The sequence below is a fragment of the Pseudomonas sp. FSL W5-0299 genome (assembly GCF_005930655.1).
Classification (GTDB): domain Bacteria; phylum Pseudomonadota; class Gammaproteobacteria; order Pseudomonadales; family Pseudomonadaceae; genus Aquipseudomonas; species Aquipseudomonas mandelii.
Genome location: NZ_RXHX01000009.1, coordinates 180,037 through 206,773 on the forward strand (window position 1 = coordinate 180,037; position 26,737 = coordinate 206,773).

Annotated in this window: 28 protein-coding genes and 1 pseudogene; 14 read left to right on the forward strand and 15 right to left on the reverse strand. The window is 60.2% G+C overall.

The window, feature by feature from the left end:
* Positions 1-56: 56 nt before the first annotated feature.
* The 3 genes from rpoZ to FHL16_RS14380 form a co-directional block, all read right to left on the reverse strand.
* The gene (gene rpoZ, locus FHL16_RS14370) at positions 57-320 is read right to left on the reverse strand and encodes a DNA-directed RNA polymerase subunit omega (protein WP_007894670.1); all 264 of its coding nucleotides are present in this window, start codon (positions 318-320) and stop codon (positions 57-59) included.
* Between the two features lie 167 nt (positions 321-487).
* A complete protein-coding gene (gene gmk / locus FHL16_RS14375) occupies positions 488-1,108 on the reverse strand; it encodes a guanylate kinase (protein WP_010465215.1) in 621 nt (206 codons plus the stop codon).
* 12 nt (positions 1,109-1,120) lie between these two features.
* The gene (locus tag FHL16_RS14380; protein ID WP_077748577.1) at positions 1,121-1,984 is read right to left on the reverse strand and encodes a YicC/YloC family endoribonuclease; all 864 of its coding nucleotides are present in this window, start codon (positions 1,982-1,984) and stop codon (positions 1,121-1,123) included.
* A gap of 280 nt (positions 1,985-2,264) precedes the next feature.
* On the opposite strand from FHL16_RS14380, the gene rph reads away from it, so the two are divergent.
* Together rph and FHL16_RS14390 are read left to right on the forward strand one after the other, a co-directional pair.
* Positions 2,265-2,987, forward strand: coding sequence for a ribonuclease PH (gene rph, locus FHL16_RS14385; protein WP_010465211.1), 723 nt, complete (start codon positions 2,265-2,267; stop codon positions 2,985-2,987).
* A 27-nt stretch (positions 2,988-3,014) separates the two neighbouring features.
* On the forward strand, positions 3,015-3,383 hold the full coding sequence (locus FHL16_RS14390) for a DUF4870 domain-containing protein (RefSeq protein WP_010465209.1): 369 nt from the start codon (positions 3,015-3,017) through the stop codon (positions 3,381-3,383).
* A 167-nt stretch (positions 3,384-3,550) separates the two neighbouring features.
* On the opposite strand, the gene FHL16_RS14395 is transcribed toward FHL16_RS14390, so the two are convergent.
* Positions 3,551-4,330 (reverse strand): exodeoxyribonuclease III, encoded by a 780-nt coding sequence (locus tag FHL16_RS14395; RefSeq protein WP_007934608.1) that lies wholly within the window; start codon positions 4,328-4,330, stop codon positions 3,551-3,553.
* Positions 4,331-4,412: 82 nt separating this feature from the next.
* Here FHL16_RS14395 and pyrE point away from each other — a divergent pair, with 82 nt between their 5' ends.
* Entirely contained in the window at positions 4,413-5,057 is a 645-nt protein-coding gene (gene pyrE / locus FHL16_RS14400; RefSeq protein WP_077748578.1) for an orotate phosphoribosyltransferase, read from the forward strand.
* Positions 5,058-5,112: 55 nt separating this feature from the next.
* Here the strand turns inward: pyrE and FHL16_RS14405 are convergent, their stop codons facing one another.
* From FHL16_RS14405 to coaBC, 5 genes and pseudogenes are all read right to left on the reverse strand, one after another.
* A complete protein-coding gene (locus FHL16_RS14405) occupies positions 5,113-5,316 on the reverse strand; it encodes a hypothetical protein (RefSeq protein WP_077748579.1) in 204 nt (67 codons plus the stop codon).
* 190 nt (positions 5,317-5,506) lie between these two features.
* The gene (gene argB, locus FHL16_RS14410; RefSeq protein ID WP_010465204.1) at positions 5,507-6,412 is read right to left on the reverse strand and encodes an acetylglutamate kinase; all 906 of its coding nucleotides are present in this window, start codon (positions 6,410-6,412) and stop codon (positions 5,507-5,509) included.
* Between the two features lie 25 nt (positions 6,413-6,437).
* Positions 6,438-7,841 (reverse strand): annotated as a pseudogene (locus FHL16_RS14415) (phosphomannomutase/phosphoglucomutase); the annotation flags it as partial.
* A gap of 302 nt (positions 7,842-8,143) precedes the next feature.
* Entirely contained in the window at positions 8,144-8,599 is a 456-nt protein-coding gene (gene dut / locus FHL16_RS14425) for a dUTP diphosphatase (RefSeq protein WP_010465200.1), read from the reverse strand.
* Positions 8,600-8,604: 5 nt separating this feature from the next.
* Positions 8,605-9,813 (reverse strand): bifunctional phosphopantothenoylcysteine decarboxylase/phosphopantothenate--cysteine ligase CoaBC, encoded by a 1,209-nt coding sequence (gene coaBC, locus FHL16_RS14430; protein ID WP_077748581.1) that lies wholly within the window; start codon positions 9,811-9,813, stop codon positions 8,605-8,607.
* A gap of 136 nt (positions 9,814-9,949) precedes the next feature.
* On the opposite strand from coaBC, the gene radC reads away from it, so the two are divergent.
* The gene (gene radC / locus FHL16_RS14435) at positions 9,950-10,624 is read left to right on the forward strand and encodes a RadC family protein (protein WP_010465196.1); all 675 of its coding nucleotides are present in this window, start codon (positions 9,950-9,952) and stop codon (positions 10,622-10,624) included.
* 142 nt (positions 10,625-10,766) lie between these two features.
* Here the strand turns inward: radC and FHL16_RS14440 are convergent, their stop codons facing one another.
* Positions 10,767-12,353 carry an ABC transporter substrate-binding protein gene (locus tag FHL16_RS14440; RefSeq protein ID WP_077748582.1) on the reverse strand — a complete coding sequence of 529 codons (1,587 nt, stop codon included), beginning with the start codon at positions 12,351-12,353 and terminating at the stop codon, positions 10,767-10,769.
* 445 nt (positions 12,354-12,798) lie between these two features.
* On the opposite strand from FHL16_RS14440, the gene rpmB reads away from it, so the two are divergent.
* Together rpmB and rpmG are read left to right on the forward strand one after the other, a co-directional pair.
* Positions 12,799-13,032 (forward strand): 50S ribosomal protein L28, encoded by a 234-nt coding sequence (gene rpmB / locus FHL16_RS14445; RefSeq protein WP_007894701.1) that lies wholly within the window; start codon positions 12,799-12,801, stop codon positions 13,030-13,032.
* A gap of 11 nt (positions 13,033-13,043) precedes the next feature.
* Positions 13,044-13,199 (forward strand): 50S ribosomal protein L33, encoded by a 156-nt coding sequence (gene rpmG, locus FHL16_RS14450; protein ID WP_008150173.1) that lies wholly within the window; start codon positions 13,044-13,046, stop codon positions 13,197-13,199.
* Positions 13,200-13,309: 110 nt separating this feature from the next.
* Here rpmG and FHL16_RS14455 read toward each other — a convergent pair whose 3' ends face one another.
* Positions 13,310-13,672, reverse strand: a complete 363-nt coding sequence (locus FHL16_RS14455) for a cupin domain-containing protein (RefSeq protein ID WP_010465187.1) — start codon at positions 13,670-13,672, stop codon at positions 13,310-13,312.
* 238 nt (positions 13,673-13,910) lie between these two features.
* Between FHL16_RS14455 and FHL16_RS14460 the strand changes: the two genes are divergently transcribed.
* Positions 13,911-15,404 (forward strand): aldehyde dehydrogenase, encoded by a 1,494-nt coding sequence (locus FHL16_RS14460; RefSeq protein WP_077748583.1) that lies wholly within the window; start codon positions 13,911-13,913, stop codon positions 15,402-15,404.
* Between the two features lie 155 nt (positions 15,405-15,559).
* Entirely contained in the window at positions 15,560-16,705 is a 1,146-nt protein-coding gene (locus tag FHL16_RS14465) for an MFS transporter (RefSeq protein ID WP_010465183.1), read from the forward strand.
* Between the two features lie 167 nt (positions 16,706-16,872).
* Here FHL16_RS14465 and FHL16_RS14470 read toward each other — a convergent pair whose 3' ends face one another.
* Positions 16,873-18,441: a phospholipase D family protein gene (locus FHL16_RS14470; RefSeq protein WP_042932478.1), complete on the reverse strand. Its 1,569-nt coding sequence runs from the start codon at positions 18,439-18,441 to the stop codon at positions 16,873-16,875.
* A 60-nt stretch (positions 18,442-18,501) separates the two neighbouring features.
* Entirely contained in the window at positions 18,502-19,935 is a 1,434-nt protein-coding gene (locus tag FHL16_RS14475) for an aminotransferase-like domain-containing protein (protein WP_010465180.1), read from the reverse strand.
* A gap of 179 nt (positions 19,936-20,114) precedes the next feature.
* Here FHL16_RS14475 and FHL16_RS14480 point away from each other — a divergent pair, with 179 nt between their 5' ends.
* Positions 20,115-20,360 (forward strand): DUF1127 domain-containing protein, encoded by a 246-nt coding sequence (locus FHL16_RS14480; RefSeq protein WP_010465178.1) that lies wholly within the window; start codon positions 20,115-20,117, stop codon positions 20,358-20,360.
* A gap of 136 nt (positions 20,361-20,496) precedes the next feature.
* Here the strand turns inward: FHL16_RS14480 and FHL16_RS14485 are convergent, their stop codons facing one another.
* A complete protein-coding gene (locus tag FHL16_RS14485) occupies positions 20,497-21,789 on the reverse strand; it encodes an NAD(P)/FAD-dependent oxidoreductase (protein ID WP_077748584.1) in 1,293 nt (430 codons plus the stop codon).
* Between the two features lie 147 nt (positions 21,790-21,936).
* On the opposite strand from FHL16_RS14485, the gene FHL16_RS14490 reads away from it, so the two are divergent.
* Positions 21,937-22,290: a YkgJ family cysteine cluster protein gene (locus FHL16_RS14490; protein WP_007947437.1), complete on the forward strand. Its 354-nt coding sequence runs from the start codon at positions 21,937-21,939 to the stop codon at positions 22,288-22,290.
* 140 nt (positions 22,291-22,430) lie between these two features.
* Here the strand turns inward: FHL16_RS14490 and FHL16_RS14495 are convergent, their stop codons facing one another.
* The gene (locus FHL16_RS14495; protein WP_010465173.1) at positions 22,431-22,919 is read right to left on the reverse strand and encodes an Lrp/AsnC ligand binding domain-containing protein; all 489 of its coding nucleotides are present in this window, start codon (positions 22,917-22,919) and stop codon (positions 22,431-22,433) included.
* Between the two features lie 157 nt (positions 22,920-23,076).
* Between FHL16_RS14495 and dadA the strand changes: the two genes are divergently transcribed.
* The 4 genes from dadA to FHL16_RS14515 all read left to right on the forward strand — a co-directional run bounded on the left by dadA (position 23,077) and on the right by FHL16_RS14515 (position 26,559).
* Positions 23,077-24,381, forward strand: a complete 1,305-nt coding sequence (gene dadA / locus FHL16_RS14500; protein WP_077748598.1) for a D-amino acid dehydrogenase — start codon at positions 23,077-23,079, stop codon at positions 24,379-24,381.
* The gene (locus FHL16_RS14505) at positions 24,353-24,706 is read left to right on the forward strand and encodes a RidA family protein (protein ID WP_010465169.1); all 354 of its coding nucleotides are present in this window, start codon (positions 24,353-24,355) and stop codon (positions 24,704-24,706) included. The genes dadA and FHL16_RS14505 overlap by 29 nt, the downstream gene beginning before the upstream one ends.
* Before the next feature lie 104 nt (positions 24,707-24,810).
* Positions 24,811-25,884 (forward strand): alanine racemase, encoded by a 1,074-nt coding sequence (alr, locus tag FHL16_RS14510; RefSeq protein ID WP_077748585.1) that lies wholly within the window; start codon positions 24,811-24,813, stop codon positions 25,882-25,884.
* Between the two features lie 126 nt (positions 25,885-26,010).
* Positions 26,011-26,559, forward strand: coding sequence for a cupin domain-containing protein (locus FHL16_RS14515; protein WP_007947433.1), 549 nt, complete (start codon positions 26,011-26,013; stop codon positions 26,557-26,559).
* Positions 26,560-26,737 lie beyond the last annotated feature (178 nt).

Sequence of the window (26,737 nt, forward strand, 5' to 3'; positions counted from 1 at the left end):
ATGACTCCTGCCGTTCGCTGTGACCCCGCGCCGTGCTACGTCGACCAGGCATAGGCTTAGACTGCCTCGTTGGACTCGTCCTCGAACGCTGCGAACAGCGGTTCGTCTTCGACGATTTCAGCATTGGCGATGAACTCGTAGCTCATCAGGCCTTCGGCGATTTCACGCAAGGCTACAACGGTAGGCTTGTCGTTTTCCCACTGTACCAGTGGCTCTTTGCCGCCGGTGGCCAGTTGACGGGCACGCTTGGTGGACAGCATGACCAGTTCAAAACGGTTTTCCACGTGGTTCAGGCAGTCTTCAACGGTTACGCGGGCCATGGTATTCCTCGGAGCGAATGCAATATGCGCGCTGCCCGGGTGGGCGAGCGGACTGAACAGTTTAAAAAATCACCAGCGATTAGGGAAGCGCTGATTTTTTGACCAAGCCCTTCAACGCGCTGCAAGTGCCAATGTAAAGCCCTTGCAGCGGTTTTGGGAAGGGCTGTTTAGCCGAGCAATTCAGCCAAAAGTTTTCCGTTGCGCTGCTGCTGACGCTTCTGATGCAGCTGATTGGCACGGAAAATCGCCTGCAAATCCTTCAGCGCATGGGCGAAATCGTCATTGATGATCAGGTAGTCGTAGTCGACGTAGTGGCTCATTTCGCTGACGGCTTCGCGCATCCGGCCTTCAATGACCTCGTCACTGTCCTGGCCGCGATTGTTCAGACGCTGATGCAGGGCTTGCAGGGACGGCGGCAGAATGAAGATAGAGCGGGCCTGAGGCATCAATTTGCGCACTTGCTCGGCACCTTGCCAGTCGATTTCCAGAATCAGGTCGTGGCCTTCGTCCAGGGTCTGTTGCAGGTGGCTTTGCGAAGTGCCGTAGAGGTTGCCGAACACTTCGGCGCGCTCGAGGAAATCCCCGTGCTCGATCATCTTCACGAACTCGCCGCGTTCGACGAAGTGATAGTTCACGCCATTCACTTCACCGGGGCGCATGGCGCGGGTGGTGTGGGAGACCGAGACGCGGATCTCCTGGTCAGCGTCGGTCAGGGCCTTGACCAGGCTGCTCTTGCCCGCGCCCGAAGGGGCGGAAATGATGTACAGGGTGCCGGTGCTGTGGGTCATGTCGGGGTTGCCTTACTCAATATTCTGCACTTGTTCGCGCATCTGCTCGATCAACACTTTGAGGTTGACCGCCGCTTGGGTGCTGCGCGGGTCGAAGGCTTTGGAGCCCAGTGTATTGGCTTCGCGGTTGAGCTCCTGCATCAGGAAGTCCAGGCGCCGACCGGCAGCGCCGCCGGATTTGAGTACCCGGCGAACTTCAATGATGTGAGTGCTCAAGCGATCCAGTTCTTCGGCGACGTCGCTCTTTTGCGCGAGCATGACCATTTCCTGCTCGAGTCGCTGCGGGTCCATCTCGGCTTTCATGTCGGCAAAGCGGTCGAGGACTTTCTGGCGTTGGGTGGCGAGCATCTGCGGGACCAGTTCGCGCAGGGTCACCACATCTTCTTCGATGGAGGTCAGGCGATCGTTGATCAACCGGGCCAGCTCCGCGCCTTCGCGCTCGCGGCCGGCCTTGAGTTCTTTCAGACCTTCATTGAACAGCGCCAGTGCTTCGGCATTCAACGCTTGCGGGTCAGCGGCGTCGCCCACCAGAACGCCAGGCCAGGCCAGGACTTCCAGCGGATTCAATGCGGCGGGATTCTTGATCAGGCCGGCGATGGTCTCGGCGGCAGCGACCAATTGCGCGGCGCGCTCGCGGTCCACTTGCAGGGGTTTGTCGGTGTTTTCTTCGGTGAAGCGCAGAGTGCATTCGAGCTTGCCCCGGGATATCCCCTGGCGCAGCGCTTCGCGGACCGCACCTTCGAGGTCGCGAAACGACTCCGGCAGGCGCAAATGGGGTTCCAGGTAGCGGCTGTTGACCGAGCGCAATTCCCAGCTCAGGGTGCCTTGGGCGCCGGCTTTTTCAACGCGGGCGAAGGCGGTCATGCTGTGCACCATGGAGGTACCTCGCAATTCAGGTTTGCGTTACCAAAGGTTTCGCGAGACCCGATATCTGTGAATTAAAGCCGACAGGCAGCAAAGGCGCAGGATTGTAGCGCAGTGGGGCGGATGCGCCCAAACACACGGTGTGACAAAGGGCTGCAGGCCGTCGGTAAAGCGCTGTTCTAAGCTCTAGTCAGCGCCTTCAATCGTCGGACGGATTTTTTAGAAGTGCCCAGTCTTGGCGCGCGGCTCTATAATGCTCGGCAGTTTTCCGTCCTCCGTACAGGTATTCCCTATGAAACGTCCAAGTGGTCGCGCTGCCGATCAGCTCCGCTCGATCCGCATTACCCGCAACTACACCAAACACGCCGAGGGATCTGTACTGGTCGAATTCGGTGATACCAAAGTCATCTGCACGGTCAGCGTCGAGAACGGCGTACCGCGTTTCCTCAAGGGCCAGGGCCAAGGCTGGTTGACCGCGGAATACGGCATGCTGCCGCGCGCCACTGGCGAGCGTAACCAGCGTGAAGCGAGCCGTGGCAAGCAAGGCGGCCGCACCCTGGAAATCCAGCGTCTGATCGGTCGCTCGCTGCGTGCTTCGCTGGACATGTCCAAGCTGGGCGACGTCACCCTGTACGTCGACTGCGACGTGATCCAGGCCGACGGTGGCACCCGCACCGCATCCATCACCGGCGCCATGGTTGCGCTGGTCGATGCCTTGAAAGTGATCAAGAAGCGCGGCGGCCTGAAAGGCGGCGACCCGCTCAAGCAAATGATCGCGGCCGTTTCGGTGGGCATGTACCAGGGCGAGCCTGTGCTCGACCTCGACTACCTGGAAGACTCGGCTGCCGAGACTGACCTGAACGTGGTGATGACCAGCACTGGCGGCTTCATCGAAGTCCAGGGCACTGCCGAAGGCGCGCCGTTCCAGCCGGAAGAGCTGAACGCTATGCTTGAACTGGCGAAGAAAGGCATGACCGAGATCTTCGAACTGCAAAAGGCCGCACTGGCCGACTGATCGGATGTTCCACGCAAGGAGGACACCATGAGTGACGAGCAGCAGCTACTTCCCATCCCGAGCAAAGAGGCTCGGCAGTGGGCAATGTTTTGTCACTTGTCCGCGTTGCTGGGAATCTGGATTCCGTTCGGTACGCTGATCGGCCCGCTGATCCTCTGGCAGATGAAGCGCGAGATGGACCCGTTTGTCGATGCCCAGGGCAAGGAGGCGCTGAACTTTCAGATCACCGTCGCCATTGCTTCTGCCATCTGCTTCCTGCTGATGGTGGTGATCATCGGGTTCTTCCTGTTCGGTCTGGTGGCGATTGGTGCGTTGGTACTGACGATCATCGGTGGAGTGAAAGCCAATGAAGGGGTGCCGTATCGGTATCCGTTCACCTGGCGGTTGATCAAGTAGCCACCGCTGTCCCGTAGGAGCGAGGATTGCCCGCGAATTGAGGCGCCTCGGTCTGTCAGGAACAACGCGTTATCGTTCTTCGCGGGCAAGCCTCGCTCCTACAGGAATGAGGCGCGCACAAAAAAGCCGACGGCGATGTCGGCTTTTTTGCGTCTGCGAAAAGACGCTTAAATGGTCAGCGTCCAGTCGTAGTCCACTATCAGTGGTGCGTGTTGCGAGAACCGTGGCTGGCGTGGCAGGCGTGCGCTGCGAACAAAACGGCGCAGGCCAGGGGTCAGCAACTGGTAGTCGAAACGCCAACCGAGGTTGAGCATTTCCGCCTGTTCGTTGTCCGGCCACCAGCTGTACTGGTCGCCTTCACGGCTGACTTCACGCAGGGCATCAACATAGCCCATGTTGCCGACAATCTCGTCCATCCAGGCACGTTCAGGTGCCAGGAAGCCTGGGGATTGCTGGCTGTCGCGCCAGTTCTTGATATCCAGCTTCTGTTGCGCCACGTACAGCGAGCCACAATAAATGTACTCGCGACGTTTGCGTCGCTGTTTATCCAGATAACGGGCGAAATCGTCCATTAGCTTGAACTTCTGGTTCAAGTCTTCATCGCCGTTCTGCCCCGAAGGGAGCAGCAAGGTCGCGATGCTGACCTTGTCGAAATCGGCTTGCAGGTAGCGCCCGTAGCGGTCGGCTGTCTCGAAACCGAGACCGCTGATGACTGCCTTCGGTTGCAACCGCGAATACAAAGCCACGCCACCCTGGGCGGGAACTTCGGCTTCGCAGGCATAAAGGAAGTAGCCATCCAGTTGGAAGGCTGGATCGTCCAGTTCAAAGGCGGAGGCGCGGGTGTCCTGCAGGCAGATGACGTCGGCATTCTGTGCTTGCAGCCAACTGAGCAACCCTCGCTCCACTGCAGCCTGAATACCATTGACGTTCACACTGATGATCCGCATAAATGGCCCCAAAAATCGCGTGCGTGTATGATACACGGCGTCAACCTAATTAGCTAAATCCGTGGTATTTGGGGTTTTTTTCATGCAAGCGTATCAGCGCGATTTCATTCGTTTTGCCATCGATCGCGGCGTTTTGCGCTTCGGCGAGTTCACCCTGAAGTCCGGGCGCACCAGTCCTTACTTCTTCAATGCCGGCCTGTTCAATACCGGTTCGGCTCTTGCGCAGCTGGGTCGTTTCTACGCGGCAGCCATCGTCGAGAGCGGTATTTCGTTCGATGTATTGTTTGGCCCGGCGTACAAAGGCATCCCGCTGGCGGCGACCACTGCGGTGGCGCTTGCCGAACATCATGGCCGTGATTTGCCATGGTGCTTCAACCGCAAAGAGGCCAAGGCCCACGGTGAAGGCGGCAGTCTCGTTGGCGCGCCGTTGACCGGCGATGTGCTGATCATCGACGACGTGATCACCGCCGGCACCGCGATCCGCGAAGTGATGCAGATCATCGCTTCCCAGGACGGCGCCAAGGCCAAGGGCGTGCTCATCGCCCTGAACCGTCAGGAGCGTGGCAACGGCGAGTTGTCGGCGATCCAGGAAGTGGAGCGTGATTTCGGCATTCCGGTGATCAGCATTGTGTCGCTGAACCAGGTGCTGGAATTCCTGGCGGATGATCCGCAGCTCAAGCAGCATTTGCCAGCCGTTGAAGCCTATAGGGCTCAGTTCGGCGTCTAAAGAAAAGGCCCTGTGAGAACAGGGCCTTTTTTTATCGGGAAAAGAACTGCTGTGCTTATCTGTTTGGATACGGATCTTTCACCGCGTCGCCCTGGCCGGTCAGAACTTTCCAGCCATTAAGCAGGTGCACTGATTTCTGGCGCTGAGGGCACGGCGGAATCGAGGTTTTTGCCTGATTCGAATACCGATGCCCGCAGTCCACGCACTCAAAGGTGCCTGCTGCAACGTCGCTGCCATATGGAACGTAATCTTTTTGCATGAGGTCATTCTCCTGTGGATACAGGGAAGATCCTAGGCGGACTGATGCGGGCAGGATGTCGGACGTTTCGCTAAGTCAGGTCGGACGTTTCCGGCGCGCATAAAAAAGATCGCAGGCTTCGTCAGCTCCTACAGAATATTCGTACATCCGTAGGTGCCGGCGAAGGCTGCGATCTGTTGCCGTGCTTGAATCAGTGACGCTTGCGATTGCTGATCAACGTACCCACACCGGTATCGGTGAAGATCTCAAGCAGAATCGCATTCGGCACCCGACCATCGATGATCAACGAGCTGCCCACGCCGCCCTGAACCGCTTCCAGCGCGCAACGGATCTTCGGCAGCATGCCGCCGTAGATCGTGCCGTCGGCGATCAGCTCGTCGACTTGCTGGGTGGTCAGGCCGGTGAGGACCGTGCCCGACTTGTCCATCAAGCCGGCGATGTTGGTCAGCAGCATCAGCTTTTCAGCCTTCAGTGCTTCGGCGACTTTGCCGGCCACCAGGTCAGCGTTGATGTTGTACGACTCGCCGTTGGCACCGACGCCGATTGGCGCGATGACCGGGATGAAATCACCTTTGACCAGCAGGTTCAGCAAGTCGGTGTTGATCCCGACCACTTCGCCTACCTGGCCGATGTCGATGATTTCCGGCTGGGTCATCTCCGGCGTCTGGCGGGTCACGGTGAGCTTCTTCGCACGGATCAGCTCGGCGTCTTTACCGGTCAGGCCGATGGCGCTGCCGCCATGACGGTTGATCAGGTTGACGATGTCCTTGTTGACCTGGCCGCCGAGGACCATTTCCACCACGTCCATGGTCTGCGCGTCAGTCACGCGCATGCCATCGATGAAGTGGCTCTCGATCGACAGGCGCTTGAGCAGGTCGCCGATTTGCGGGCCGCCGCCGTGAACCACCACCGGGTTGATACCGACGGCTTTCATCAACACGATGTCGCGGGCGAAGCCGGTTTTCAGCTCCTCGCTTTCCATCGCGTTGCCGCCGTATTTGATCACCAGCGTCTTGCCGACATAGCGGCGAATGTAAGGCAACGCTTCGGAAAGGACCTTGGCGGTGTTGGCGGCGGCTTCGCGTTCGAGGGTCATTCAGGGCTCCGGGTGCTTCAGAAGATCAAAACGGTAATTGGAGATCAGGTGCAACACGCTTCAGCTGGACTTTGAACACGTCCTTGATGCGCTGCAATTCAGCCTCGTCATCGGCCTCGAAGCGCAGCACCAGCACCGGTGTGGTGTTGGACGCGCGCACCAGGCCCCAGCCTTTGGCGTAGTCGACTCGCACGCCGTCAATGGTGGTCAGGTCGGCGCCTTCGCCCCACTTCGCGTCGTGCAATGCATCAATGATGCTGAATTTGCTCTCTTCGGTCACATGGATATTGATTTCCGGCGTAGAAATATCGTTCGGGAAGGTCGCAAACAGCTCTTCCGCGGTGGATTTTTCCTTGCTGAGGATCTCCAGCAGACGCGCGGCGCTGTAAATGCCGTCGTCAAAACCGAACCAGCGCTCCTTGAAGAAGATATGCCCGCTCATCTCGCCGGCCAACAGGGCGCCGGTTTGTTTCATTTTCTTTTTGATCAACGAGTGACCGGTCTTCCACATGAGCGGACGGCCACCGTATTCCTTGATCAGCGGTGTCAGGCGGCGGGTGCATTTGACGTCGAAGATGATCTCCGCGTCCGCGTTGCGCGCCAGTACGTCGCGGGCGAACAGCATCAGCAGACGGTCCGGGTAAACGATACTGCCGGTGTTGGTCACCACACCGACGCGGTCGCCATCGCCGTCGAAGGCCAGGCCGATATCGGCGTTGGTTTCCTTGACCTTGGCGATCAGGTCAACGAGGTTTTCAGGCTTGCCCGGGTCCGGATGGTGGTTCGGGAAGTTACCGTCGACCTCGCAGAACAGCGGGATGACTTCGCAGTTCAACGCTTCGATCAATTGCGGAGCGATCACGCCGGCCGCGCCGTTGCCGCAGTCGACCACGACTTTCAGGCGACGAGCCAGTTTGATGTCCTGGACGATTTCGGTGTTGTAGCGGTCGAGGATCTCGACCTGGGTGACGCTGCCCTTGCCGCTGCTCAAGTTGTTGGTCTTGAGGCGGTCGTGCAGGGCCTGGATCTGTTCGTTGGCCAGGGTGTCGCCCGCGATCACGATCTTGAACCCGTTGTAGTTCGACGGGTTGTGGCTGCCGGTCAGCATGACGCCGGATTTGCCGGCCAGTACGTTGGCGGCGTAGTACAGCGCCGGGGTTGGCACCAGGCCCACGTCGCTGACGTGGCAACCGCTGTCGGCCAGGCCCTTGATCAGTTGTTCGACCAGTTCAGGGCCGGACAGGCGGCCGTCGCGGCCAACGGAAACGTTCGGTTCGCCCTGGGCCAGGCTCTGGGCACCGATGGCGCGGCCGAGCCAGTAAGCGGTCTCAGCGTTCAGGAATTCCGGGACCGTGCCGCGAATGTCGTAGGCGCGGAAGATGCTGTCCGGGAACTTGGGTGCGACTGTGGCTGGGGTGCTCATCTGTGGGAATGCTCCATCTCGAAAGTGACTGGACCTGTCCGCGAAAATCTCGTCGGCGGGCTCAAACTGAAGGGTATGACGGCGTTTTCCACTGAGAGTTCGTGGTGCGAAAAGGCCATGCCACCTGCGTTTGCGGGGTAATGATCGGTCAATGCCTTGATTTTGGGCGGTAAACCTTCCAGATGAACGTTGTGCGAATTGTGGCGAGGAGGCTTGCTTGCGCTTGGGTGCGCGGCACTCACAAAATCTTGGGGCCGCTTCGCAGCCCAGCGGGAGCAAGCTCCCTCGCCACAGGATGCTTTATCGGATCAATGGCTGCCGGAATGCCCGAAACCACCGGCACCACGCTCGGTTTCAACAAACTCTTCGACCATCTCGAAGTGCGCTTGAACCACCGGCACCAGAACCAATTGAGCCAGGCGCTCACCGACCACCATGTTGAAGTCGGTCTGGCCACGGTTCCAGCACGAAACCATCAGCGGGCCCTGGTAATCGGAGTCGATCAAACCGACCAGATTGCCCAGCACGATGCCATGTTTATGGCCCAGGCCGGAGCGCGGCAGAATCAGCGCAGCCAAACCCGGATCGCCAATGTAGACGGACAGGCCGGTCGGGATCAGCAGGGTTTCGCCCGGCTTGATGACGGTGTCTTTTTCCAGCATGGCGCGCAGGTCGAGGCCGGCGGAGCCAGGCGTGGCGTACTGCGGCAGCGGGAATTCGGTACCGATGCGGGGGTCGAGGATCTTGGCTTGCAAAGCGTGCATGTAAATTAAACCTGGTTCAGACGTTCGGCGATAAAAGTGATCAGCTGGCGAGCAATTTTGCTCTTGCTGGTCTGGGCGAAAAGTGTGGCGTGCAGTTCACGATCGATCACGCTGCAAGCGTTTTCTTCGCTGTTGAAGCCAATGCTCGGGTTGGCGACGTCGTTGGCGACGATCAAATCGAGGTTCTTGTCTTTCAGCTTGCGGGCAGCGTAATCGAGCAGGTGTTCGGTTTCGGCAGCGAAGCCGACACTGAACGGACGGTCGGGGCGGGTGGCGATGGTGGCCAGGATGTCCGGGTTGCGCACCATCTGTAGCAACAAGCCGTCGCCGTTCGTAGGGTCTTTCTTGAGTTTCTGTGGGGCGACGACTTCAGGACGGTAGTCCGCGACCGCTGCCGAGGCGATAAACAGGTCGCAAGGGATCGCGGCTTCGCAGGCGGCGAGCATGTCGCGAGCGCTGACCACGTCGATGCGGGTGACACGATCCGGAGTCGGCAGGTGCACCGGGCCGGTGATCAGCGTGACGCGGGCGCCGGCTTCCACCGCGGCTTCGGCCAGGGCAAAGCCCATTTTTCCGGAGCTGTGGTTGGTGATGTAGCGCACCGGGTCGATGTTTTCCTGAGTCGGGCCGGCGGTGATCAGCACGTGTTTGCCGGTCAATGCCTGGCGCTTGAAGCAGTCCGCCGCGCATTGGGCGAGTTCGACGGCTTCGAGCATGCGGCCCAGGCCGACGTCGCCGCACGCCTGGCTACCGGAGGCTGGCCCGAAGGCTTTGATGTCGCGGCTTTCGAGGGTTTGCAGGTTGGCCTGGGTTGCCGGGTCGCGCCACATGGCCTGGTTCATCGCCGGGGCGACGGCGACCACCGCATCGGTGGCCAGCACCAGCGTGGTCAGCAGATCGTCAGCAATGCCTTGGGCCAGACGGGCGATCAGGTCCGCCGTAGCAGGGGCGATCAGCACCATATCGGCCCACTTAGCCAGCTCGATGTGGCCCATGGCAGCTTCTGCCGCGGGGTCCAGCAAGTCGAGATGAACCGGGTGCCCGGACAAGGCCTGCATGGTCAGCGGAGTGATGAACTCGCTGCCGCCACGGGTCATGACCACGCGCACTTCGGCACCCTGGTCGATCAGGCGGCGAACCAGGTCGGCGCTCTTGTAGGCAGCAATACCGCCGCCGACGCCCAGAACGATGCGTTTCCGATACAGCCGCTGCATAGGTCTGCCTTTTATTTCGTTGATGACAGCATGGCGAGACCCCCTCCCCAGGGATGAAATCGCCAGCAAAAAAGATGGGCTACGATATCACAGCGACCGCTATGGAACAGCGGCGCCCACAGACAGGGAAGGTGCTATGAGTATTCGTGATTGGCCGGCGGCGGAGCGGCCGCGGGAGAAGTTACTGGAGCAGGGATCGGCGAGTCTCTCGGACGCAGAGCTGCTGGCGATTTTTTTACGGACCGGTGTGTCCGGCAAAAGCGCGGTGGATTTGGCGCGACACCTGTTGCAGCAATTTGGCAGCCTGCGCACTTTGCTCGAAGCCGACCTTCGGACCTTCAGTGGTGAGCTCGGCCTTGGGCCGGCAAAGTTTGCGCAGTTGCAGGCGGTGCTGGAAATGGCCCGCCGGCATCTGGCAGAGCGGTTACGACGTGATTCAGTGATGGAAAGCCCCCTGGCGGTGCGCGACTACCTCAAGTCGATGCTGCGCCACGAGCCGCATGAGGTCTTCGGTAGCCTGTTCCTGGATTCAAAACACCGGGTGCTGGCGTTTGAGGTGCTGTTTCGCGGCTCCATCGACAACACCAGCGTGTACCCGCGACAGGTGGTCAAGCGCGCATTGGCTCATAACGCCGCCGCATTGATCCTTTGCCACAACCATCCGTCGGGCAATTCCGATCCCAGCCAGGCCGACCGCACGCTGACCAAACGCTTGCAAGAGGCGCTGGAATTGATTGATGTGCGAGTGCTTGACCATTTCATCATTGGTGACGGCGAGCCGCTTTCAATGGCCGAGTATGGGTGGATGTAGGGCTTGGGGACGGGCTTCTGTGGCGAGGGAGCTTGCTCCCGCTTGAGTGCGCAGCGCTCACAGGATCTTCAGGGCCGCTGCGCAGCCCGGCGGGAGCAAGCTCCCTCGCCACAGAGAAGCATTCGCGCAGCGTTTCCGAGCGTTACTTGAGGTTGACCTTGGAGTAATCCTGGCGACCAAACGGGCTGACCGAGTAACCCTCGACGTTCTTGCGCGTCAACGCGAACGCCGTCGGGTGGGCCAACGGCAGCCAAAGCGCCTGCTGCTGGATCTGCGCCTGGGCCTGTTCGTAAAGCTTGGTACGCACACCTTGCTCGCCGGTGGTCTTGCCGGCGCTGATCAGTTTGTCCAGGTCCTGGTTGCAGTAGCGGGCGAAGTTAGTGCCGGATTTGACCGCGGCGCAGGAAAACTGCGGCGTGAGGAAGTTGTCCGGGTCACCGTTGTCGCCAGCCCAACCCATGAACAGCAGGTCGTGCTCGCCGGCTTTGGCGCGGCGAATCAGCTCGCCCCATTCGATCACCCGTATTTCGGCCTGGATGCCGATTTCCGCAAGGTCCGATTGCAGCATTTGAGCGCTCAGGCTCGGGTTCGGGTTCAGCAGACTGCCGGAAGGTCGGGTCCAGATGGTGGTCTGGAAGCCGTCCTTGAGTCCGGCCTTGGCCATCAATGTCTTGGCCTTCTCGACGTCATGCGGATAACCGGGCAGGCCTTTGGCGTAGCTCCAGGTGTTCGGCGGGTACGGGCCGTTGGCAGGCTCGGCAGTGTCTTCGAACACGGCTTTGACATAGTTGGCCTTGTCGAAGGCGAGGTTGATCGCCTGGCGCACTTCAGGTTTGTCCAGCGGCGGATGTTGGCTGTTGATGCCGACGAACGCAGTCATGAAGGCGTCAGTCTTTTCCACTTTCAGTGTCGGTTCTTTCAGCGCGGCCTGTACGTCCAGAGGCTTGGGCGACAGGGCGATCTGGCACTCGTTGCGACGCAATTTCTGCAAACGCACATTGGCGTCCGGGGTGATGGCGAAGATCAGCGGGTCCACCGAAGGCTTGCCACGGAAGTAGTCCGGGTTGGCCTTGTAGCGAATCGAGGCATCTTTCTGGAAGCGCGTGAACACGAACGGGCCGCTGCCGATCGGCTGGCTGTTGAGCTTCTCGGGCGTGCCGGCCTTCAGCAGTTTGTCGGCGTATTCCGCGGAATAGATCGAGGCGAAGCCCATACTCAGGGTCGCGAGGAAGGTTGAGTCCGGGTGATCGAGGGTGAAGCGTACGGTCAGCGGGTCCAGTGCATCGATCTTCTTGATCAGCGCCGGCAACTGCATCGATTGGGCGTGCGGGAAGCCGCTCTGGGCGACCTTGTGCCAAGGGTGCGCCGGGTCGAGCATGCGGTCGAAGCTGAATTTGACGTCTTCGGCGGTCAGCTCGCGTGTCGGGCTGAAGTACTCGGTGCGGTGGAATTTCACCTGTGGGTGCAACTTGAACACGTAGGTCAGGCCGTCGGGGCTGACTTCCCAGCTGTCCGCGAGGCTGGCGACCACTTTACCGCTGGCGGTGTCGAAGTCCACCAGACGGTTCATCAGCACATCGGCGGACGCGTTGGTGGTGGTCAGCGAGTTGTATTGCACCACGTCGAACCCTTCCGGACTCGCCTCGGTGCAGACGCTCAGGGCGGCGGCATGGGCCAGCGGGCTCAGCAGGAGCGGGGCGAACAACAGCGGTAGGGCAGCGAGGCGCATGGTCGGATTCCTTTACAGATCGAAGGCCCATCTGCAAGTGCAGTCTGGAAAAGGCTTACCCTAGTGGGCTCTTTTGCAAATGACTATCTCCTTTTTCATTTTAAGGAGAGTATGTGCGCTTGTTTTCGGTGATGCGGGCCGAGGAAAACCCGAAATCGGTCGGTTGACCGATTCTCTGCGACGAGCGGTCTTAATCGGCCACAGCCTTTATCCAAGGCGCTCGGCGCCCGAAAAATGGGGAATTTATAAAGTCCGCGCACACGGAATGTTGTTGCTCTCCAGTCTTTCTGGTATAAAGCAGCGCTCTTTTCTAGGGGCCCGGTTCCTTCACTGTAGGTGTAGCCGGTAAGACCTCTAAAGAAACGCGGCGCCTGGCGCCAAATGACTGAGAGATTAAGCGGCCAACCCATGCCGGGTTGGGCATGTGGTTTTAGAGGGCTGAGGCATGTCGAGAGTATGTCAAGTTACCGGTAAGGGTCCGGTGACTGGGAATAACATTTCCCACGCAAACAACAAAACCCGTCGTCGTTTCCTGCCGAACCTGCAGCATCACCGCTTCTGGGTTGAAGAAGAGAAACGTTTCGTGCGTCTGCGCGTATCTGCCAAAGGCATGCGTATTATCGACAAGCGTGGCATCACTGTCGTGCTGGCCGAAATCCGCAAAGCTGGCAAGATCTAAGGGAGCTAATCATGCGTGAATTGATTCGAATGATTTCTAGCGCCGGTACTGGTCACTTCTACACTACCGACAAGAACAAGCGTACTACTCCGGACAAGCTCGAAAAGCGCATGTTCGATCCGCGCGTTCGCAAGCACGTGATGTACAAAGAAGGCAAAATCAAGTAATTGATTTTTCCCTCTTACAAAAAAGGCCCGTATCGCGAGATACGGGCCTTTTTTGTTGCCTGCAGGTTATGGGTTGCCTGCGAAGAGGCCGGCCCGGCTAATACAAATCCTCAGGCCTTCTGTTCAAACGCCACATAAATCTTGCGGCACGGCTCCAGCACTTCCCAGGTGCCCCTGAACCCGGCCGGGATCACGAAGCGATCACCCGCACGCACGGTCTTGCTGTTGCCGTCGTTGTCACGCAGCACTGAAACGCCCTGAATGATTTCGCAGTACTCATGCTCGGTGAAGTTCACATGCCACTGGCCAACAGCGCCTTCCCACACGCCCGCATTCAACTGGCCGCAAGGGCTGTTGTAGTGGTTGTAGACCGCTTGCTCGGGGTCGCCCTTGAGGACTTTTGCCGGGTCCGGCCGATAGCGATCGGGTTGGGTGGTGGCCTGGCTGAAGTCGACGATGTCCTGGATGCTCATTGTTGTTATCCCCCGTGATTGCGGCGCGGTTGGTTGGAAAGCCCAAAGTCTATGTTTATTAAAATGAACATCGCAAGGCCGTTTGCCGGCCTTATGTCAAATATATTGAAACTTCACCTGTCGCTGGTTTAGGGTGGCGGTTGCCTTGGGCCGAAAAATCAGGCTGGCTGGGCAGAATTCCTGACAGCGTCCGCGACGATCGTTGGGCGCTCGTATTCAACAAGAGGAGGACACTCGTATGACCACCCTGACTCGTGCCGATTGGGAACAACGGGCTCGCGATCTGAAGATCGAAGGCCGTGCCTACATCAATGGCGAATACACCGATGCCGTCTCCAGCGAGACCTTCGAGTGCATCAGCCCGGTCGATGGCCGTCTGCTGGGCAAGATTGCCAGCTGTGACGCCGCCGACGCCCAGCGCGCCGTTGAAAATGCCCGCGCCACCTTCAATTCCGGCGTCTGGTCGCGCCTGGCACCGACCAAGCGCAAAGCCACCATGATCCGTTTCGCCGGCCTGCTCAAACAGCACGCCGAAGAGCTGGCGCTGCTTGAAACCCTGGACATGGGCAAGCCGATCAGCGATTCCCTGTACATCGACGTTCCCGGCGCGGCGCAAGCCCTGAGCTGGAGCGGTGAAGCCATCGACAAGATCTACGACGAAGTCGCCGCCACCCCGCACGATCAGCTGGGTCTGGTGACTCGCGAACCGGTCGGCGTGGTTGGCGCCATCGTGCCGTGGAACTTCCCGTTGATGATGGCCTGCTGGAAACTCGGGCCGGCGCTGTCCACCGGTAACTCGGTGATCCTCAAGCCATCGGAAAAATCCCCGCTGACCGCCATTCGCATTGCTGCGCTGGCCGTCGAAGCCGGCATTCCGAAAGGCGTGCTTAACGTTTTGCCGGGTTACGGTCACACCGTCGGCAAGGCCTTGGCCCTGCACAATGACGTGGATACGCTGGTGTTCACTGGTTCGACCAAGATCGCCAAGCAATTGCTGATCTACTCCGGCGAATCGAACATGAAGCGCGTCTGGCTCGAAGCGGGCGGCAAGAGCCCGAACATCGTGTTTGCCGATGCCCCGGACCTGCAAGCCGCAGCTGAAGCGGCGGCCGGTGCCATTGCCTTCAACCAGGGCGAAGTCTGCACTGCTGGTTCGCGTCTGCTGGTCGAACGCTCGATCAAGGACACCTTCCTGCCGCTGGTGATCGAAGCACTGAAAACCTGGAAGCCGGGCAACCCACTGGACCCGGCGACCAACGTCGGCGCGCTGGTGGACACCCAGCAGATGAATACCGTGCTGTCCTACATCGAATCCGGCCACGCCGACGGCGCCAAACTGGTGGCTGGCGGCAAGCGCACGCTTCAGGAAAGCGGTGGCACTTACGTTGAGCCGACGATTTTCGACGGCGTAAACAATGCGATGAAAATCGCTCAGGAAGAAATCTTTGGCCCGGTGTTGTCGGTGATCGCGTTCGACACCGCCGAGGAAGCCATCGCGATTGCCAACGACACGCCTTACGGCCTGGCTGCTGCGGTGTGGACCAAGGACATTTCCAAGGCGCACCTGACCGCTCGTGCGCTGCGTGCCGGTAGCGTGTGGGTCAACCAATACGACGGCGGCGACATGACCGCACCGTTTGGCGGCTTCAAGCAATCGGGCAATGGCCGCGACAAGTCGCTGCACGCGTTCGACAAATACACCGAGCTGAAGGCGACCTGGATCAAGTTGTAAGCACCACGCAACGAAGATCCCCTGTGGGGGCGAGCCTGCTCGCGATGGCGGTGTGACAGTCAACATCCAATGTTGAATGTTGTTCCGTTATCGCGAGCAGGCTCGCTCCCACATTGTTTTGTGCGGTGCCAAAAATATCCACAGGAGCGTGGAACATGCGTTGGGCGACTTATTTCGCCGTGTTGGCGTCTGTCTTGAGTGTTGGCCTGGCCCTGGGGGTCAGCATGCCGCTGGTGTCGTTTCGCCTGGAAAGCTGGGGCTACGGCTCGTTCGCCATCGGTGTGATGGCGGCGATGCCGGCCATTGGCGTGCTGCTGGGGGCGAAGATTTCCAGTCATCTGGCCTCGCGTCTGGGCACGGCCAACCTCATGCGTCTGTGCCTGTGGGCCGGGGCGGTGTCCATCGGCTTGCTGGCGCTGTTGCCGAGCTATCCGGTCTGGCTGGTGATGCGCCTGATGATCGGGGTGATCCTGACCCTGGTCTTCATCCTCGGCGAAAGCTGGATCAACCAACTGGTGATCGAACAATGGCGCGGACGATTGGTGGCGCTGTACGGCAGCAGCTACGCGCTGAGTCAGCTGGCCGGGCCGTTGCTGCTGGGCGTTCTGGGCACCGAACACGATTACGGCTTCTGGGTCGGCGTCGGCTTGCTCATAGCGGCGCCGCTCCTGTTGCTGGGCCGCAGCGGCGCACCGTCCAGTGAGGCTGCCAGCGTGACGTTTGGCGACTTGTGGGGCTTCTGCCGTGGCTTGCCGGCGATCGCCTGGGCGGTGTCGCTGTTCGCGGCGTTTGAAGCGATGATCCTGACCTTGTTGCCGGTGTATTGCCTGCGTCAGGGTTTCACCACGGAAATCGCCTTGGCGATGGTCAGCACCGTGGTGGTGGGTGATGCCCTGCTGCAATTGCCGATCGGCGCGCTGGCGGATCGCTTGTCACGCCGCACTTTGTTCACCGGTTGCGCGGTGGTGTTGCTGCTTTCGAGTCTGGCGATCCCCTTGCTCATCGACACCTTGCTGATCTGGCCGTTGTGGGTGCTGTTTGGCGCCAGTGCCGGAGGATTGTTCACCTTGTCGCTGATCCTGATCGGCGAACGCTATCGCGACGATGCACTGGTGCGAGCCAACGCGCACATTGCGCAGCTGTGGGGCATCGGTTGCCTGATCGGGCCTTTGGCGGCCGGTGCCGGCAGCCAATGGATCAGCGGGCATGCGTTGCCGCTGTTCATGGCCGCGGGGGCGTTCGGGTTGGTGATCTTACTGTCACGCCAAGGCGCTTTCGGTGGAGTTGCCGAACCGGCCTGAAACCCTGCACAAGCGTGTGGCGAGGGAGCTTGCTCCCGCTCGACTGCGCAGCAGTCGCCTATCGGAGCCCTCGTTCAGTCTGAATGAACGGGGGCTTCTGGTTTAGGGCCGCTTCGCGACCCAGCGGGAGCAAGCTCCCTCGCCACATTTGATTGATGGAAGCAACGCTACAACATCCGCTCAAGGCCGACCGCCGTGCTGAACCAGGAATTGAAGCGGCGCCATAGACTCCCTGGCTCCTTGGTCAGCGTGTGCATTTTGCCGTCATCCTCCGTCACCCAGACGATCCGGTCATTCTCCAGTTTCACCTGATAGCTCAAGGGCGGCGCCATACCCTCCATGGCCGCTCTACGCACATGCGCGGCGAGTTCGGGGCTGTCCACCAGCACGCCGACTTCGGTGTTCCACAGCACCGAGCGTGGATCGAAGTTGAATGAGCCGATGAAGGATTTCTGCTGGTCGAAGATCATCGCCTTGCTGTGCAGGCTGGAATCGGAACCCCGGAAGGACTTGCTGTAGAAAATATGCGGCCCGCTGCCGCCGCCTTCGCCGGGCTGGCGGCGCAGTTCGTACAGCTTCACGCCATGTTCCAGCAGCGCCCTGCGATAAGGTGCGTAACCGCCGTGCACGGCCGGCACGTCCGTGGCTTCCAGCGAGTTGGTCAACAAACTCACCGACACCCCGGCGTCGGCCCGGCCGGTGAGGTAGACCAACCCCGGCTGCCCCGGTACGAAGTAAGCCGAGATCATGATCAGTTCTTTGCTGACGCCCGTAAGCTCCGGCGCCAGTTGCGTGGTCAGCAACAAATGGGGGTCAGGCTCGCCGTCCGACAAGACCTTGCTCGGTGCATCCCACAGCGCCTGGTTCCAGGCCCAGATCAGCTCCCGGCGCCAGATGTCCATGCGTGGCTTTGTGGTGTAAGTCATCAACTGCTGATAGAGCGCATGATTCTGCTTGCGGGTCTCTTCCAGGGATTCTTCCAGGCGCGTGCGGGTATTTTGCAGGTCCTTTTGCGTCGGTCTGCTCGACAGGAACTCGTCGATCGGTTTGCTCAGCGCGCTGTTCCAGTACTGGTCGAAGCTGTGGCCAAGCTGTTCCGCCACCGGTCCGACGCCGAGCATGTCGATGTCGGTGAAATTCAGGTTGGGCTCGGCATCGAAGTATTCGTCTCCCAGGTTACGGCCGCCGACGATGGCCGCACTGTTGTCCGCCAGCCACAACTTGTTGTGCATGCGCCGATGTTGCAGCGACAGGTTGAACAAGCGACCCATGGTGCGCGTCACGCCCGTGGCGCGGCCCAGGTGCAGCGGGTTGAACAGGCGGATCTGGATCTGCGGGTGCGCAGCGAGGGTCGCGATGATCCAGTCCAGGCCGTCGCTGGTGGTGTCATCGAGCAGGATTCTCACCCGCACGCCGCGATCCGCAGCCTTGAGTAATTCGTCCGCCAGCATCCGCGTGCTGATGCCGTCATGCACGATGTAGTACTGCAAGTCGAGGCTGCTTTGGGCATTGCGGATCAGCTCGGCACGGGCCATGAAGGCTTCGCTGCTGTTGGACAGCAAGCGAAAGCCGGACCTGCCCTCGTGGGGCGCGGCCTGGGCCTGGATCGAGCGACCGAACGCCGAATCGCTGGCGGGTAAAGCCTGGCTCGGTTCGCGTTGAACGTCGAAGCTGGCGCAACCGCCCAGAAACGAGGCGAGTAGCAGAAGAGCAAGTAGGGGCTGTCTGACTCTCACGTAGGAACGTTCCGATTGGCGGCAAAGGTCGGTATATGGACGCTGGATTCCTGAGAAAGGTCAGTCGGTGATGTGGTCCGTTTCTGCCAGCAGTTTGATCGCTGCGGCGCCGACCTTGCGCACGGCTTCTTCGATCAGCGGTGTTGGCTTGGCAGCGTAGTTCATCCGCAGGCAGTTGCGGTACTTGCCCGAGGCGGAAAAGATGCTGCCGACGGCAATCTGTACGCCTTGATCATGCAGGGCGCGATTCAGTTTCAGGGTGTCAAAGCCGTCCGGCAGCTCAACCCACAACATGAAGCTGCCTTGCGGGCGACTGGCGCGGGTGCCGGCGGGGAAATAGCGCGTGACCCAGTCGATCATCAGGTCGCGACTGCGTTGGTATTGCGTGCGCATCCGCCGCAAATGCGGTTCGAAATGCCCGGCCTTGAGAAATTCGGCAATCGCAATCTGCGGTTGCGGCGCGGTAGAGCCGGTGCTGATGTATTTCATGTGCAGCACCCGTTCCAGATAGCGTCCGGGCGCGACCCAGCCAATGCGCAGCCCGGGTGCCAGGGTTTTGGAAAAGGAACTGCACAGCAACACGCGGCCGTCTTCGTCGAAGGATTTGATCGTGCGTGGACGCGGGTAGCTGTAGGAAAGTTCGCCATACACATCGTCTTCGATAATCGCTACGTCGAAACGCTGTGCGAGCGTCAACAAGGCGCGTTTGCGCGATTCCGGCATGATGTAGCCCAGCGGGTTGTTGCAGTTGGGCGTCAACTGTATGGCCTTGATCGGCCATTGCTCCAACGCCAGTTCGAGCGCATCGAGGCTGATCCCGGTGATCGGGTCGGTGGGGATTTCCAGGGCTTTCATGCCCAGGCCCTTGAGGGTCTGCATGGCGCCGTGAAAGCTGGGCGAGTCCACCGCCACAATGTCCCCCGGCTCGCAAATCGCACGAATGCTGGTGGACAGCGCTTCATGGCAGCCGGTGGTCACCACCAGGTCGTGGGCGGTCAATTGGCACCCGGAATCGAGCATCAGGCGAGCAATCTGTTCGCGCAGTTCGAGGGTGCCGTAGATGTTGTCGTAATACAGACCGGGCATGTCCTGGCGACGGCTGATGCGCGCCAGGTTGCGCAGCAACGGTTTCATGGTCGGCGTGGTGATGTCCGGCATGCCGCGGCCCAGTTGCACGACGTCCTTGCGCGGGACGGCGCGGATCAATTCCAGCACCTGATCCCACTGCGAAATATCCACCGGACGCTGGGCCGGACGGCCGATGGCCGGCAGCTCCGGCAATTCGCGGCCCACCGGTACGAAGTAGCCGGACTTGGGTTTGGGTGTCGCCAGCCCGCTGTCTTCCAGCACGCGATAGGCCTGCTGCACCGTGCTCAGGCTGACCCCGTGCTCGACACTCAACGCCCGCACCGATGGCAGCCGGTCACCGGGGCGATAGAAGCCCTGTTCGATACGGGTGCCGAGCAATTCGGCGAGGTTGACGTAAAGGGTCATGGCGCAGTCTCGATGCGGGTGATTCGGTTAACCAGTACAGATGGGGCTAAATTATCGGATTCAGACGCTGAATCGAAGAATCTGTATGGGGTTAATACAGTCTCGTTGAATCTGTAATGCTTTTTGCCGTCCGCGCATCATGAAAGCTCTGGCTACCCAAGTAAACAGGAGCAATCAAAATGAACGGCTTGAGCGATGTGCGGCTGACGTTACACAGTCAGGAACTGGCGGCAGGGCAGAAAAACGGTGCGCGCGAGGCAGTCATGCGCAATGCGCCGTCCGGCCTGAGTCGCTGGGGTCTGTTCTGGCATCGTCTGCACACGCGCAAGGCGTTGCTGACGCTCACGCCCGAGCAACTCAGGGATGTGGGGTTGAGTCGGGAGCAGGCGCGGGAGGAGGGGCTTAAGCCTTTCTGGCGGATCTGAGTTTTGCGGTGTTCTGGAGGGCCTCTTCGCGGGCAAGCCTCGCTCCTACAGGTTATGCGTCGGTCGGAAGATCGACACTAACCCTGTAGGAGCGAGGCTTGCCCGCGAAGGCGTCCGCAAAAACGCTACAACTTCCTCAGACCAACTCTTTGAGCCGATGCCACAACATCCCCAGCGCCAACAGCGGCGAGCGTAAATGCTTCCCGCCGGGGAAGGTGATATGCGGGACGCGAGCGAACAGATCAAACCCGCCCCCTTGCTGCCCGCTGATCGCCTCGGCCAACAACTTGCCCGCCAGGTGCGTGGCATTCACCCCATGTCCGGAATACGCCTGGGCGTAATACACATTCGGCTGATCCTTGAGCTGGCCAATCTGCGGCAGTCGGTTGGCGCCGATGCCGATCATCCCGCCCCATTGATAGTCGATCTTCACCCCGCCCAGTTGCGGGAAGACTTCCAGCATCTTCGGCCGCATGTACGCGCCAATGTCCTTCGGGTCGCGGCCCGAATAATGGCAGGCACCGCCAAACAGCAAGCGTCGATCCGCCGAAAGCCGGTAGTAATCCAGCGCCACCCGTTGATCGCAGACCGCCATGTTCTGCGGCAGGAGCGAGTGCGCCAGCTCTTCACTCAACGGCTCGGTGGCAATGATGTAGCTGCCCGCGGGCAGCACCTTACCGCTGAGCTGCGGGTTGAGTTGGTTGAGGTAAGCGTTGCAGCCCAGCACCAGCGTCTTGGCGCGGACCGAGCCTTGGGCGGTATGGACCTTTACTTCGGGGCCGTAATCGATGCGGGTCACCGCCGAGTGTTCGAACAGCTTTGCGCCCAGCTGCTGTGCGGCGGCCGCTTCGCCCAGTGCCAGGTTAAGCGGGTGAAGATGGCCCGAACCCATGTCGATCAAGCCGCCGACGTAGCGGTCCGAACCCACCACCGAGTGCATTTCATTGGCTTGCAGCAGCCGGGTTTCATAGCGGTAGCCGAGGCTGCGCAGCTCTTCGGCATCTTCGGCGAAACCCTCGAGGTCGCGGGGTTTGTTCGCCAGGTCGCAGTAACCCCAGGTCAGGTCGCACGGAATCTGGAAACGCTCGACACGCTGGCGGACGATTTCCACCGCTTCCAGGCCCATGAGTTTCATCTGGCGCACGCCTTGCGCACCGAGCACGTCGGTGAACTGATCGAGGCCATGACCGACGCCGCGAATCAATTGCCCGCCATTGCGTCCGCTGGCACCCCAGCCGATCTTGTGCGCTTCCAGCAAGATCACGCTGAGGCCGCGTTCGGCCAGCTCAAGCGCCGTGTTCAGCCCGGAAAACCCGCCGCCGACCACGCACACGTCCGCCACCAGATCGCCTTGCAGCACCGGATGATCGGGCTGCGGCAGGCTGCTGGCGGCGTAGTAAGAGGCAGTGTGCTGGGCACGGGCATTCATGTGAGCGTCCCTGATTCGTGTGTCTATAAAATTTGACGGAGCATAAGCCGGACGTTCCGGCGCGGGCAACATTGGTCGGTTCGTGCTGTCTGGATCGCGGCTTTTGCGTCAGAATCCCGGTCTATTCCGCTTTGGGTCACCGCTTCGATGAGCTGCAACAGCCAGAAAATCCGCACGCTTCGCCAGCAGATTCCCTCGTTCGAGTGCGTGCCCGGCTGCCATGACTGCTGTGGACCGGTGACCACCTCGCCGGAAGAAATGTCCCGCCTGCCGCGCAAGACCCGGGCCGAGCAGGATGCGGCGATGGATGAACTCAACTGCGTGCACCTGGGCCCCAATGGCTGCACGGTGTATGACGAGCGGCCGCTGATCTGCCGGTTGTTTGGGACCACCAAGACCTTGCCGTGCCCGAATGGGCGGGGGCCCGTGGAGCTGATTCATCCGCGGGTGGAGAAGCAGATTCATGAGTACATGGCGTCGACCCGGCAGGTCCTTGTCTGAGGGAAGACCGAGTCGCCCGTAATCGCTAGCAGGCTAGCTCCCACACTGGATCTGCGTCATGCACAGACTGTGTACCCGCTGAAGATCAGCGGTGGGAGCGAGCCTGCTAGCGATGGGGTCTGAACAGACACCACAAAGTCTCAATCCGGAATCGGCAGGCACAAACTCTCTTTCACCTCTTCCATCACGATATAGCTCTTGGATTCGCGCACATGCGGCAGCTTGAGCAGGATGTCGCCCAGCAGCTTGCGGTAGGAAGCCATCTCGGAAATCCGCGCCTTCACCAGGTAGTCGAAATCCCCCGACACCAAATGGCACTCCAGCACATGGGGCAGTTTCAGCACCGCACGTCGGAACTCTTCGAAAGTGTCGCCGGATTTGTAGTCGAGGCTGATCTCGACGAACACCAGAAGACTACCCTTGAGGTGCTGCGGATTGAGCCGGGCGTTGTAGCCCATGATGATCCCTTCGCGCTCCAGGCGCCGGACCCGCTCGGTACACGGAGTGGTCGAGAGCCCGACCTTTTCCCCAAGCTCGGTGAAGGAGATGCGTCCGTCCGCTTGCAGGATCCGCAGGATGTTGCGGTCGATCTTGTCCAGCTCACGTTTGGTCTGAGTGTTGGTACGCATAGGGGATGCGCCTCCGTGAAAAGGGTTTTTGCCGAGAATTCTCGCCAAATATAGGCAGTTATGTAGTGAAAAGCACTGCCTAATCTTTTTTACACTGCGCACATCAATGCTCTACAACTACGAACGTCAGCGGCAAGCCGCGATGAGGGATATGAAAATGCGCGTTATGGTCTTGGGTAGCGGCGTCATCGGTACCACCAGTGCTTATTATCTGGCGCGTGCCGGGTTCGAAGTGGTGGTGGTGGACCGTCAGCCGGCCGCTGCCATGGAGACCAGTTTCGCCAACGCCGGGCAGGTATCGCCGGGTTATGCCTCGCCGTGGGCCGCGCCGGGCGTGCCGCTCAAGGCCATCAAGTGGCTGTTGCAGCGCCACGCACCGCTGGCGATCAAGGCCACCGCCGACATCGACCAATACCTGTGGATGGCGCAGATGCTGCGCAACTGCACCGCCAGCCGTTACGCGGTGAACAAGGAGCGGATGGTGCGCCTGTCCGAGTACAGCCGTGACTGCCTCGACGAACTGCGCGCTGAAACCGGCATAGCCTATGAAGGCCGCAGCCTCGGGACGACCCAACTGTTCCGCACCCAGGCTCAACTGGACGGCGCGGCGAAAGACATCTCTGTTCTGAAAGAGTCCGGCGTGCCGTTCGAACTGCTCGACCGCGCTGGCATTGCCCGCGTTGAGCCGGCCCTGGCCAGCGTCACTGATATCCTCGCCGGTGCCTTGCGCCTGCCGAACGACCAGACTGGCGACTGCCAGATGTTCACCACTCGCCTGGCCGAAATGGCCGTCAAATTGGGCGTGGAATTCCGTTTCGGCCAGGACATTCAGAAGCTCGACTTCGCCGGTGATCGCATCAACGGCGTATGGATCGACGGCAAGCTGGAAACCGCGGATCGCTACGTGCTGGCACTCGGCAGCTACTCGCCGCAACTCCTCAAGCCACTGGGCATCAAGGCCCCGGTGTATCCGCTCAAGGGTTACTCCCTGACCGTGCCGATCACCAACCCGGCGATGGCTCCGACCTCGACCATTCTCGACGAGACCTACAAGGTCGCGATCACCCGTTTCGACAACCGCATCCGTGTCGGTGGTATGGCTGAAATAGCCGGTTTTGACCTGTCGCTGAACCCGCGTCGGCGCGAAACCCTGGAGATGATCGTCAACGACCTTTATCCTCAGGGCGGCGATCTGGCCCAGGCGAGTTTCTGGACCGGTCTGCGTCCGACCACCCCGGACGGCACGCCAATCGTTGGTGCCACTCCGTTCAGCAACCTGTTCCTGAACACCGGTCACGGCACGCTCGGCTGGACCATGGCGTGCGGCTCCGGCCGTTTGCTGGCTGACCTGATGGCGAAGAAAACGCCGCAGATCAGCGCCGAAGGCCTCGATATTTCCCGTTACGGCACAAAACTTCAGGAGTCCGCAAAACATGTCAATCCAGCGCCAGCTCACCAATGAGCGCATGAGCCAGATCGTTGTCCACAGCGGCACCGTCTATCTGGCAGGGCAGGTCGGCGACGACATGAATGCCGGGATTGAACAGCAGACCCGTGAAACCCTCGCCAATATCGAGCGTTTGCTCGATCTGGCAGGCACCGACAAGAGCCGTTTGCTCTCGGTCACGATTTACCTGAAAGATATCGACGCGCATTTCGAAGGCATGAACGCGGTGTGGGACAAGTGGCTGCCAAAAGGCGTCGCCCCGGCCCGTGCGACCGTTGAGTCGAAGCTGTGCGAACCGCAAATCCTGATCGAGCTGTCGGTCGTCGCCGCTCTGCCGTAAGCCTGTCAGGACGTTAGAAAGATCCCTCTTCCGGTGCTGTTGGCGGTTCACGCCGTCAGCCAGCGCCGGTTTTTATTCCCATGACCGCCTAGAAGTCTGCCGCCATGCGTCCAGCCCGTGCCCTGATCGACCTTCAAGCCCTGCGTCACAACTACCGGATCGCCCGTGAAATCACGGGGGCCAAGGCCCTCGCCGTGATCAAGGCGGATGCCTACGGCCATGGCGCGGTGCGTTGCGCCCAGGCGCTGGAAGCCGAGGCGGACGGATTTGCCGTGGCTTGTATCGAAGAAGCGTTGGAGTTGCGCGCGGCTGGCATTCGGGCGCCGGTGTTGTTGCTGGAAGGTTTTTTCGAAGCCGATGAGCTGTCGCTGATCGTCGAGCATGATTTCTGGTGCGTGGTGCATTCGTTGTGGCAGCTCGAAGCCATCGAGAACGCCGCGTTGAGCAAACCCATCACGGTCTGGCTCAAGCTCGATTCGGGTATGCACCGGGTTGGCTTGCATCCAAAGGATTATCACGCGGCGTATCAACGGCTGCTGGCCAGCGGCAAGGTGGCGAAGATTGTCTTGATGAGCCACTTCGCCCGCGCCGATGAGCTGCACGAGCAGGCCAGCGCCGAGCAGGTCGCTGTGTTTGAAGCGGCACGTAAAGGTTTGTCGGCCGAGATCAGCTTGCGCAACTCGCCGGCGGTACTCGGTTGGCCGCAGATTCCGAGCGATTGGGTTCGCCCGGGCATCATGCTCTACGGCGCCACGCCGTTTGAAGAAGCCAACGCCGTGGCCTCCCGTTTGCAGCCGGTGATGACCCTGGAATCGAAAGTGATCTGCGTGCGTGAACTGCCGGCCGGCGAGCCGATCGGTTATGGCGCCAAATTCATCACCCCCAAGCCCATGCGCGTCGGGGTGGTGGCCATGGGTTATGCCGATGGTTACCCGCGTCAGGCACCGACCGGCACGCCAGTATTGGTCGCCGGGCAGCGCAGCCAGTTGATTGGCCGGGTGTCGATGGACATGCTCTGCATCGATCTGACCGATGTGCCGCAGGCCGGCCTGGGTTCGACCGTTGAGTTGTGGGGTAAAAACATCCTCGCCAGCGACGTGGCCGCCGCCGCTGACACGATTCCCTATCAGATCTTCTGCAACCTGCGCCGGGTGCCAAAGCTCTATTCCGAGGGTTAGCGGTCAGCAGTCCGTACCGGAAGTCGCTTCGCTGAACAGGATTCAGGCCAAAGTGTTGTAAATACTGAACGCTGTCGCCATGATAACGCTCAATATTTCTACAACCTGAATCTTGGAGGCGCAAGCTTGGACGTCGGTGAACGACTGCAATCCATCCGTAAGCTCAAAGGTCTTTCCCAGCGTGAGCTCGCCAAGCGCGCGGGCGTCACCAACAGCACGATTTCCATGATCGAGAAGAACAGCGTCAGCCCCTCGATCAGTTCGCTGAGGAAGGTACTGGGCGGGATTCCCATGTCCATGGTCGAGTTCTTTTCCGAAGAAATCCTGCAGGAAAAACCGACGCAGATCGTCTACAAGGCCAACGAGCTGATCGATATTTCCGATGGTGCAGTGACCATGAAACTGGTCGGTCGGGCGCATCCGAGCCGGGCTATCGCCTTCCTCAATGAAATCTACCCGCCTGGCGCCGACACCGGTGACGAGATGCTCACCCATGAGGGCGAGGAAACCGGCATTTTGGTGGAAGGCCGACTGGAACTGGTGGTAGGCCTCGAAACTTTTGTGCTCGAAGCGGGGGATAGCTACTACTTTGAAAGTACCAAGCCACACCGTTTCCGTAATCCGTTCGATGCGCCGGCGCGGCTAATCAGCGCAGCCACGCCCGCGAATTTCTAAGAGAAGAGGCGTCCTGCCAGCATGGCGGAGGCACCCGAACCGTTTTTCCATTGCGCAACAAGACCCCTTCGACTTTGGGGTTGTTTCAGTGTGACGGGGTTACCGTTATACTTGCGCCCGCCTGCGAACCGTGGCCGTAGGCGTGACTAGCCACCATTGAGGGTGAACGCGTGAATCT

Bases quoted from the DNA above. Each gene is read 5' to 3' on its own strand.
- rpoZ (WP_007894670.1), bottom strand. From the start codon at position 320: ATGGCCCGCGTAACCGTTGAAGACTGCCTGAACCACGTGGAAAACCGT.
- gmk (WP_010465215.1), bottom strand. From the start codon at position 1,108: ATGACCCACAGCACCGGCACCCTGTACATCATTTCCGCCCCTTCGGGC.
- FHL16_RS14380 (WP_077748577.1), bottom strand. From the start codon at position 1,984: ATGGTGCACAGCATGACCGCCTTCGCCCGCGTTGAAAAAGCCGGCGCC.
- rph (WP_010465211.1), top strand. From the start codon at position 2,265: ATGAAACGTCCAAGTGGTCGCGCTGCCGATCAGCTCCGCTCGATCCGC.
- FHL16_RS14390 (WP_010465209.1), top strand. From the start codon at position 3,015: ATGAGTGACGAGCAGCAGCTACTTCCCATCCCGAGCAAAGAGGCTCGG.
- FHL16_RS14395 (WP_007934608.1), bottom strand. From the start codon at position 4,330: ATGCGGATCATCAGTGTGAACGTCAATGGTATTCAGGCTGCAGTGGAG.
- pyrE (WP_077748578.1), top strand. From the start codon at position 4,413: ATGCAAGCGTATCAGCGCGATTTCATTCGTTTTGCCATCGATCGCGGC.
- FHL16_RS14405 (WP_077748579.1), bottom strand. From the start codon at position 5,316: ATGCAAAAAGATTACGTTCCATATGGCAGCGACGTTGCAGCAGGCACC.
- argB (WP_010465204.1), bottom strand. From the start codon at position 6,412: ATGACCCTCGAACGCGAAGCCGCCGCCAACACCGCCAAGGTCCTTTCC.
- dut (WP_010465200.1), bottom strand. From the start codon at position 8,599: ATGCACGCTTTGCAAGCCAAGATCCTCGACCCCCGCATCGGTACCGAA.
- coaBC (WP_077748581.1), bottom strand. From the start codon at position 9,813: ATGCAGCGGCTGTATCGGAAACGCATCGTTCTGGGCGTCGGCGGCGGT.
- radC (WP_010465196.1), top strand. From the start codon at position 9,950: ATGAGTATTCGTGATTGGCCGGCGGCGGAGCGGCCGCGGGAGAAGTTA.
- FHL16_RS14440 (WP_077748582.1), bottom strand. From the start codon at position 12,353: ATGCGCCTCGCTGCCCTACCGCTGTTGTTCGCCCCGCTCCTGCTGAGC.
- rpmB (WP_007894701.1), top strand. From the start codon at position 12,799: ATGTCGAGAGTATGTCAAGTTACCGGTAAGGGTCCGGTGACTGGGAAT.
- rpmG (WP_008150173.1), top strand. From the start codon at position 13,044: ATGCGTGAATTGATTCGAATGATTTCTAGCGCCGGTACTGGTCACTTC.
- FHL16_RS14455 (WP_010465187.1), bottom strand. From the start codon at position 13,672: ATGAGCATCCAGGACATCGTCGACTTCAGCCAGGCCACCACCCAACCC.
- FHL16_RS14460 (WP_077748583.1), top strand. From the start codon at position 13,911: ATGACCACCCTGACTCGTGCCGATTGGGAACAACGGGCTCGCGATCTG.
- FHL16_RS14465 (WP_010465183.1), top strand. From the start codon at position 15,560: ATGCGTTGGGCGACTTATTTCGCCGTGTTGGCGTCTGTCTTGAGTGTT.
- FHL16_RS14475 (WP_010465180.1), bottom strand. From the start codon at position 19,935: ATGACCCTTTACGTCAACCTCGCCGAATTGCTCGGCACCCGTATCGAA.
- FHL16_RS14480 (WP_010465178.1), top strand. From the start codon at position 20,115: ATGAACGGCTTGAGCGATGTGCGGCTGACGTTACACAGTCAGGAACTG.
- FHL16_RS14485 (WP_077748584.1), bottom strand. From the start codon at position 21,789: ATGAATGCCCGTGCCCAGCACACTGCCTCTTACTACGCCGCCAGCAGC.
- FHL16_RS14490 (WP_007947437.1), top strand. From the start codon at position 21,937: ATGAGCTGCAACAGCCAGAAAATCCGCACGCTTCGCCAGCAGATTCCC.
- FHL16_RS14495 (WP_010465173.1), bottom strand. From the start codon at position 22,919: ATGCGTACCAACACTCAGACCAAACGTGAGCTGGACAAGATCGACCGC.
- dadA (WP_077748598.1), top strand. From the start codon at position 23,077: ATGCGCGTTATGGTCTTGGGTAGCGGCGTCATCGGTACCACCAGTGCT.
- FHL16_RS14505 (WP_010465169.1), top strand. From the start codon at position 24,353: ATGTCAATCCAGCGCCAGCTCACCAATGAGCGCATGAGCCAGATCGTT.
- alr (WP_077748585.1), top strand. From the start codon at position 24,811: ATGCGTCCAGCCCGTGCCCTGATCGACCTTCAAGCCCTGCGTCACAAC.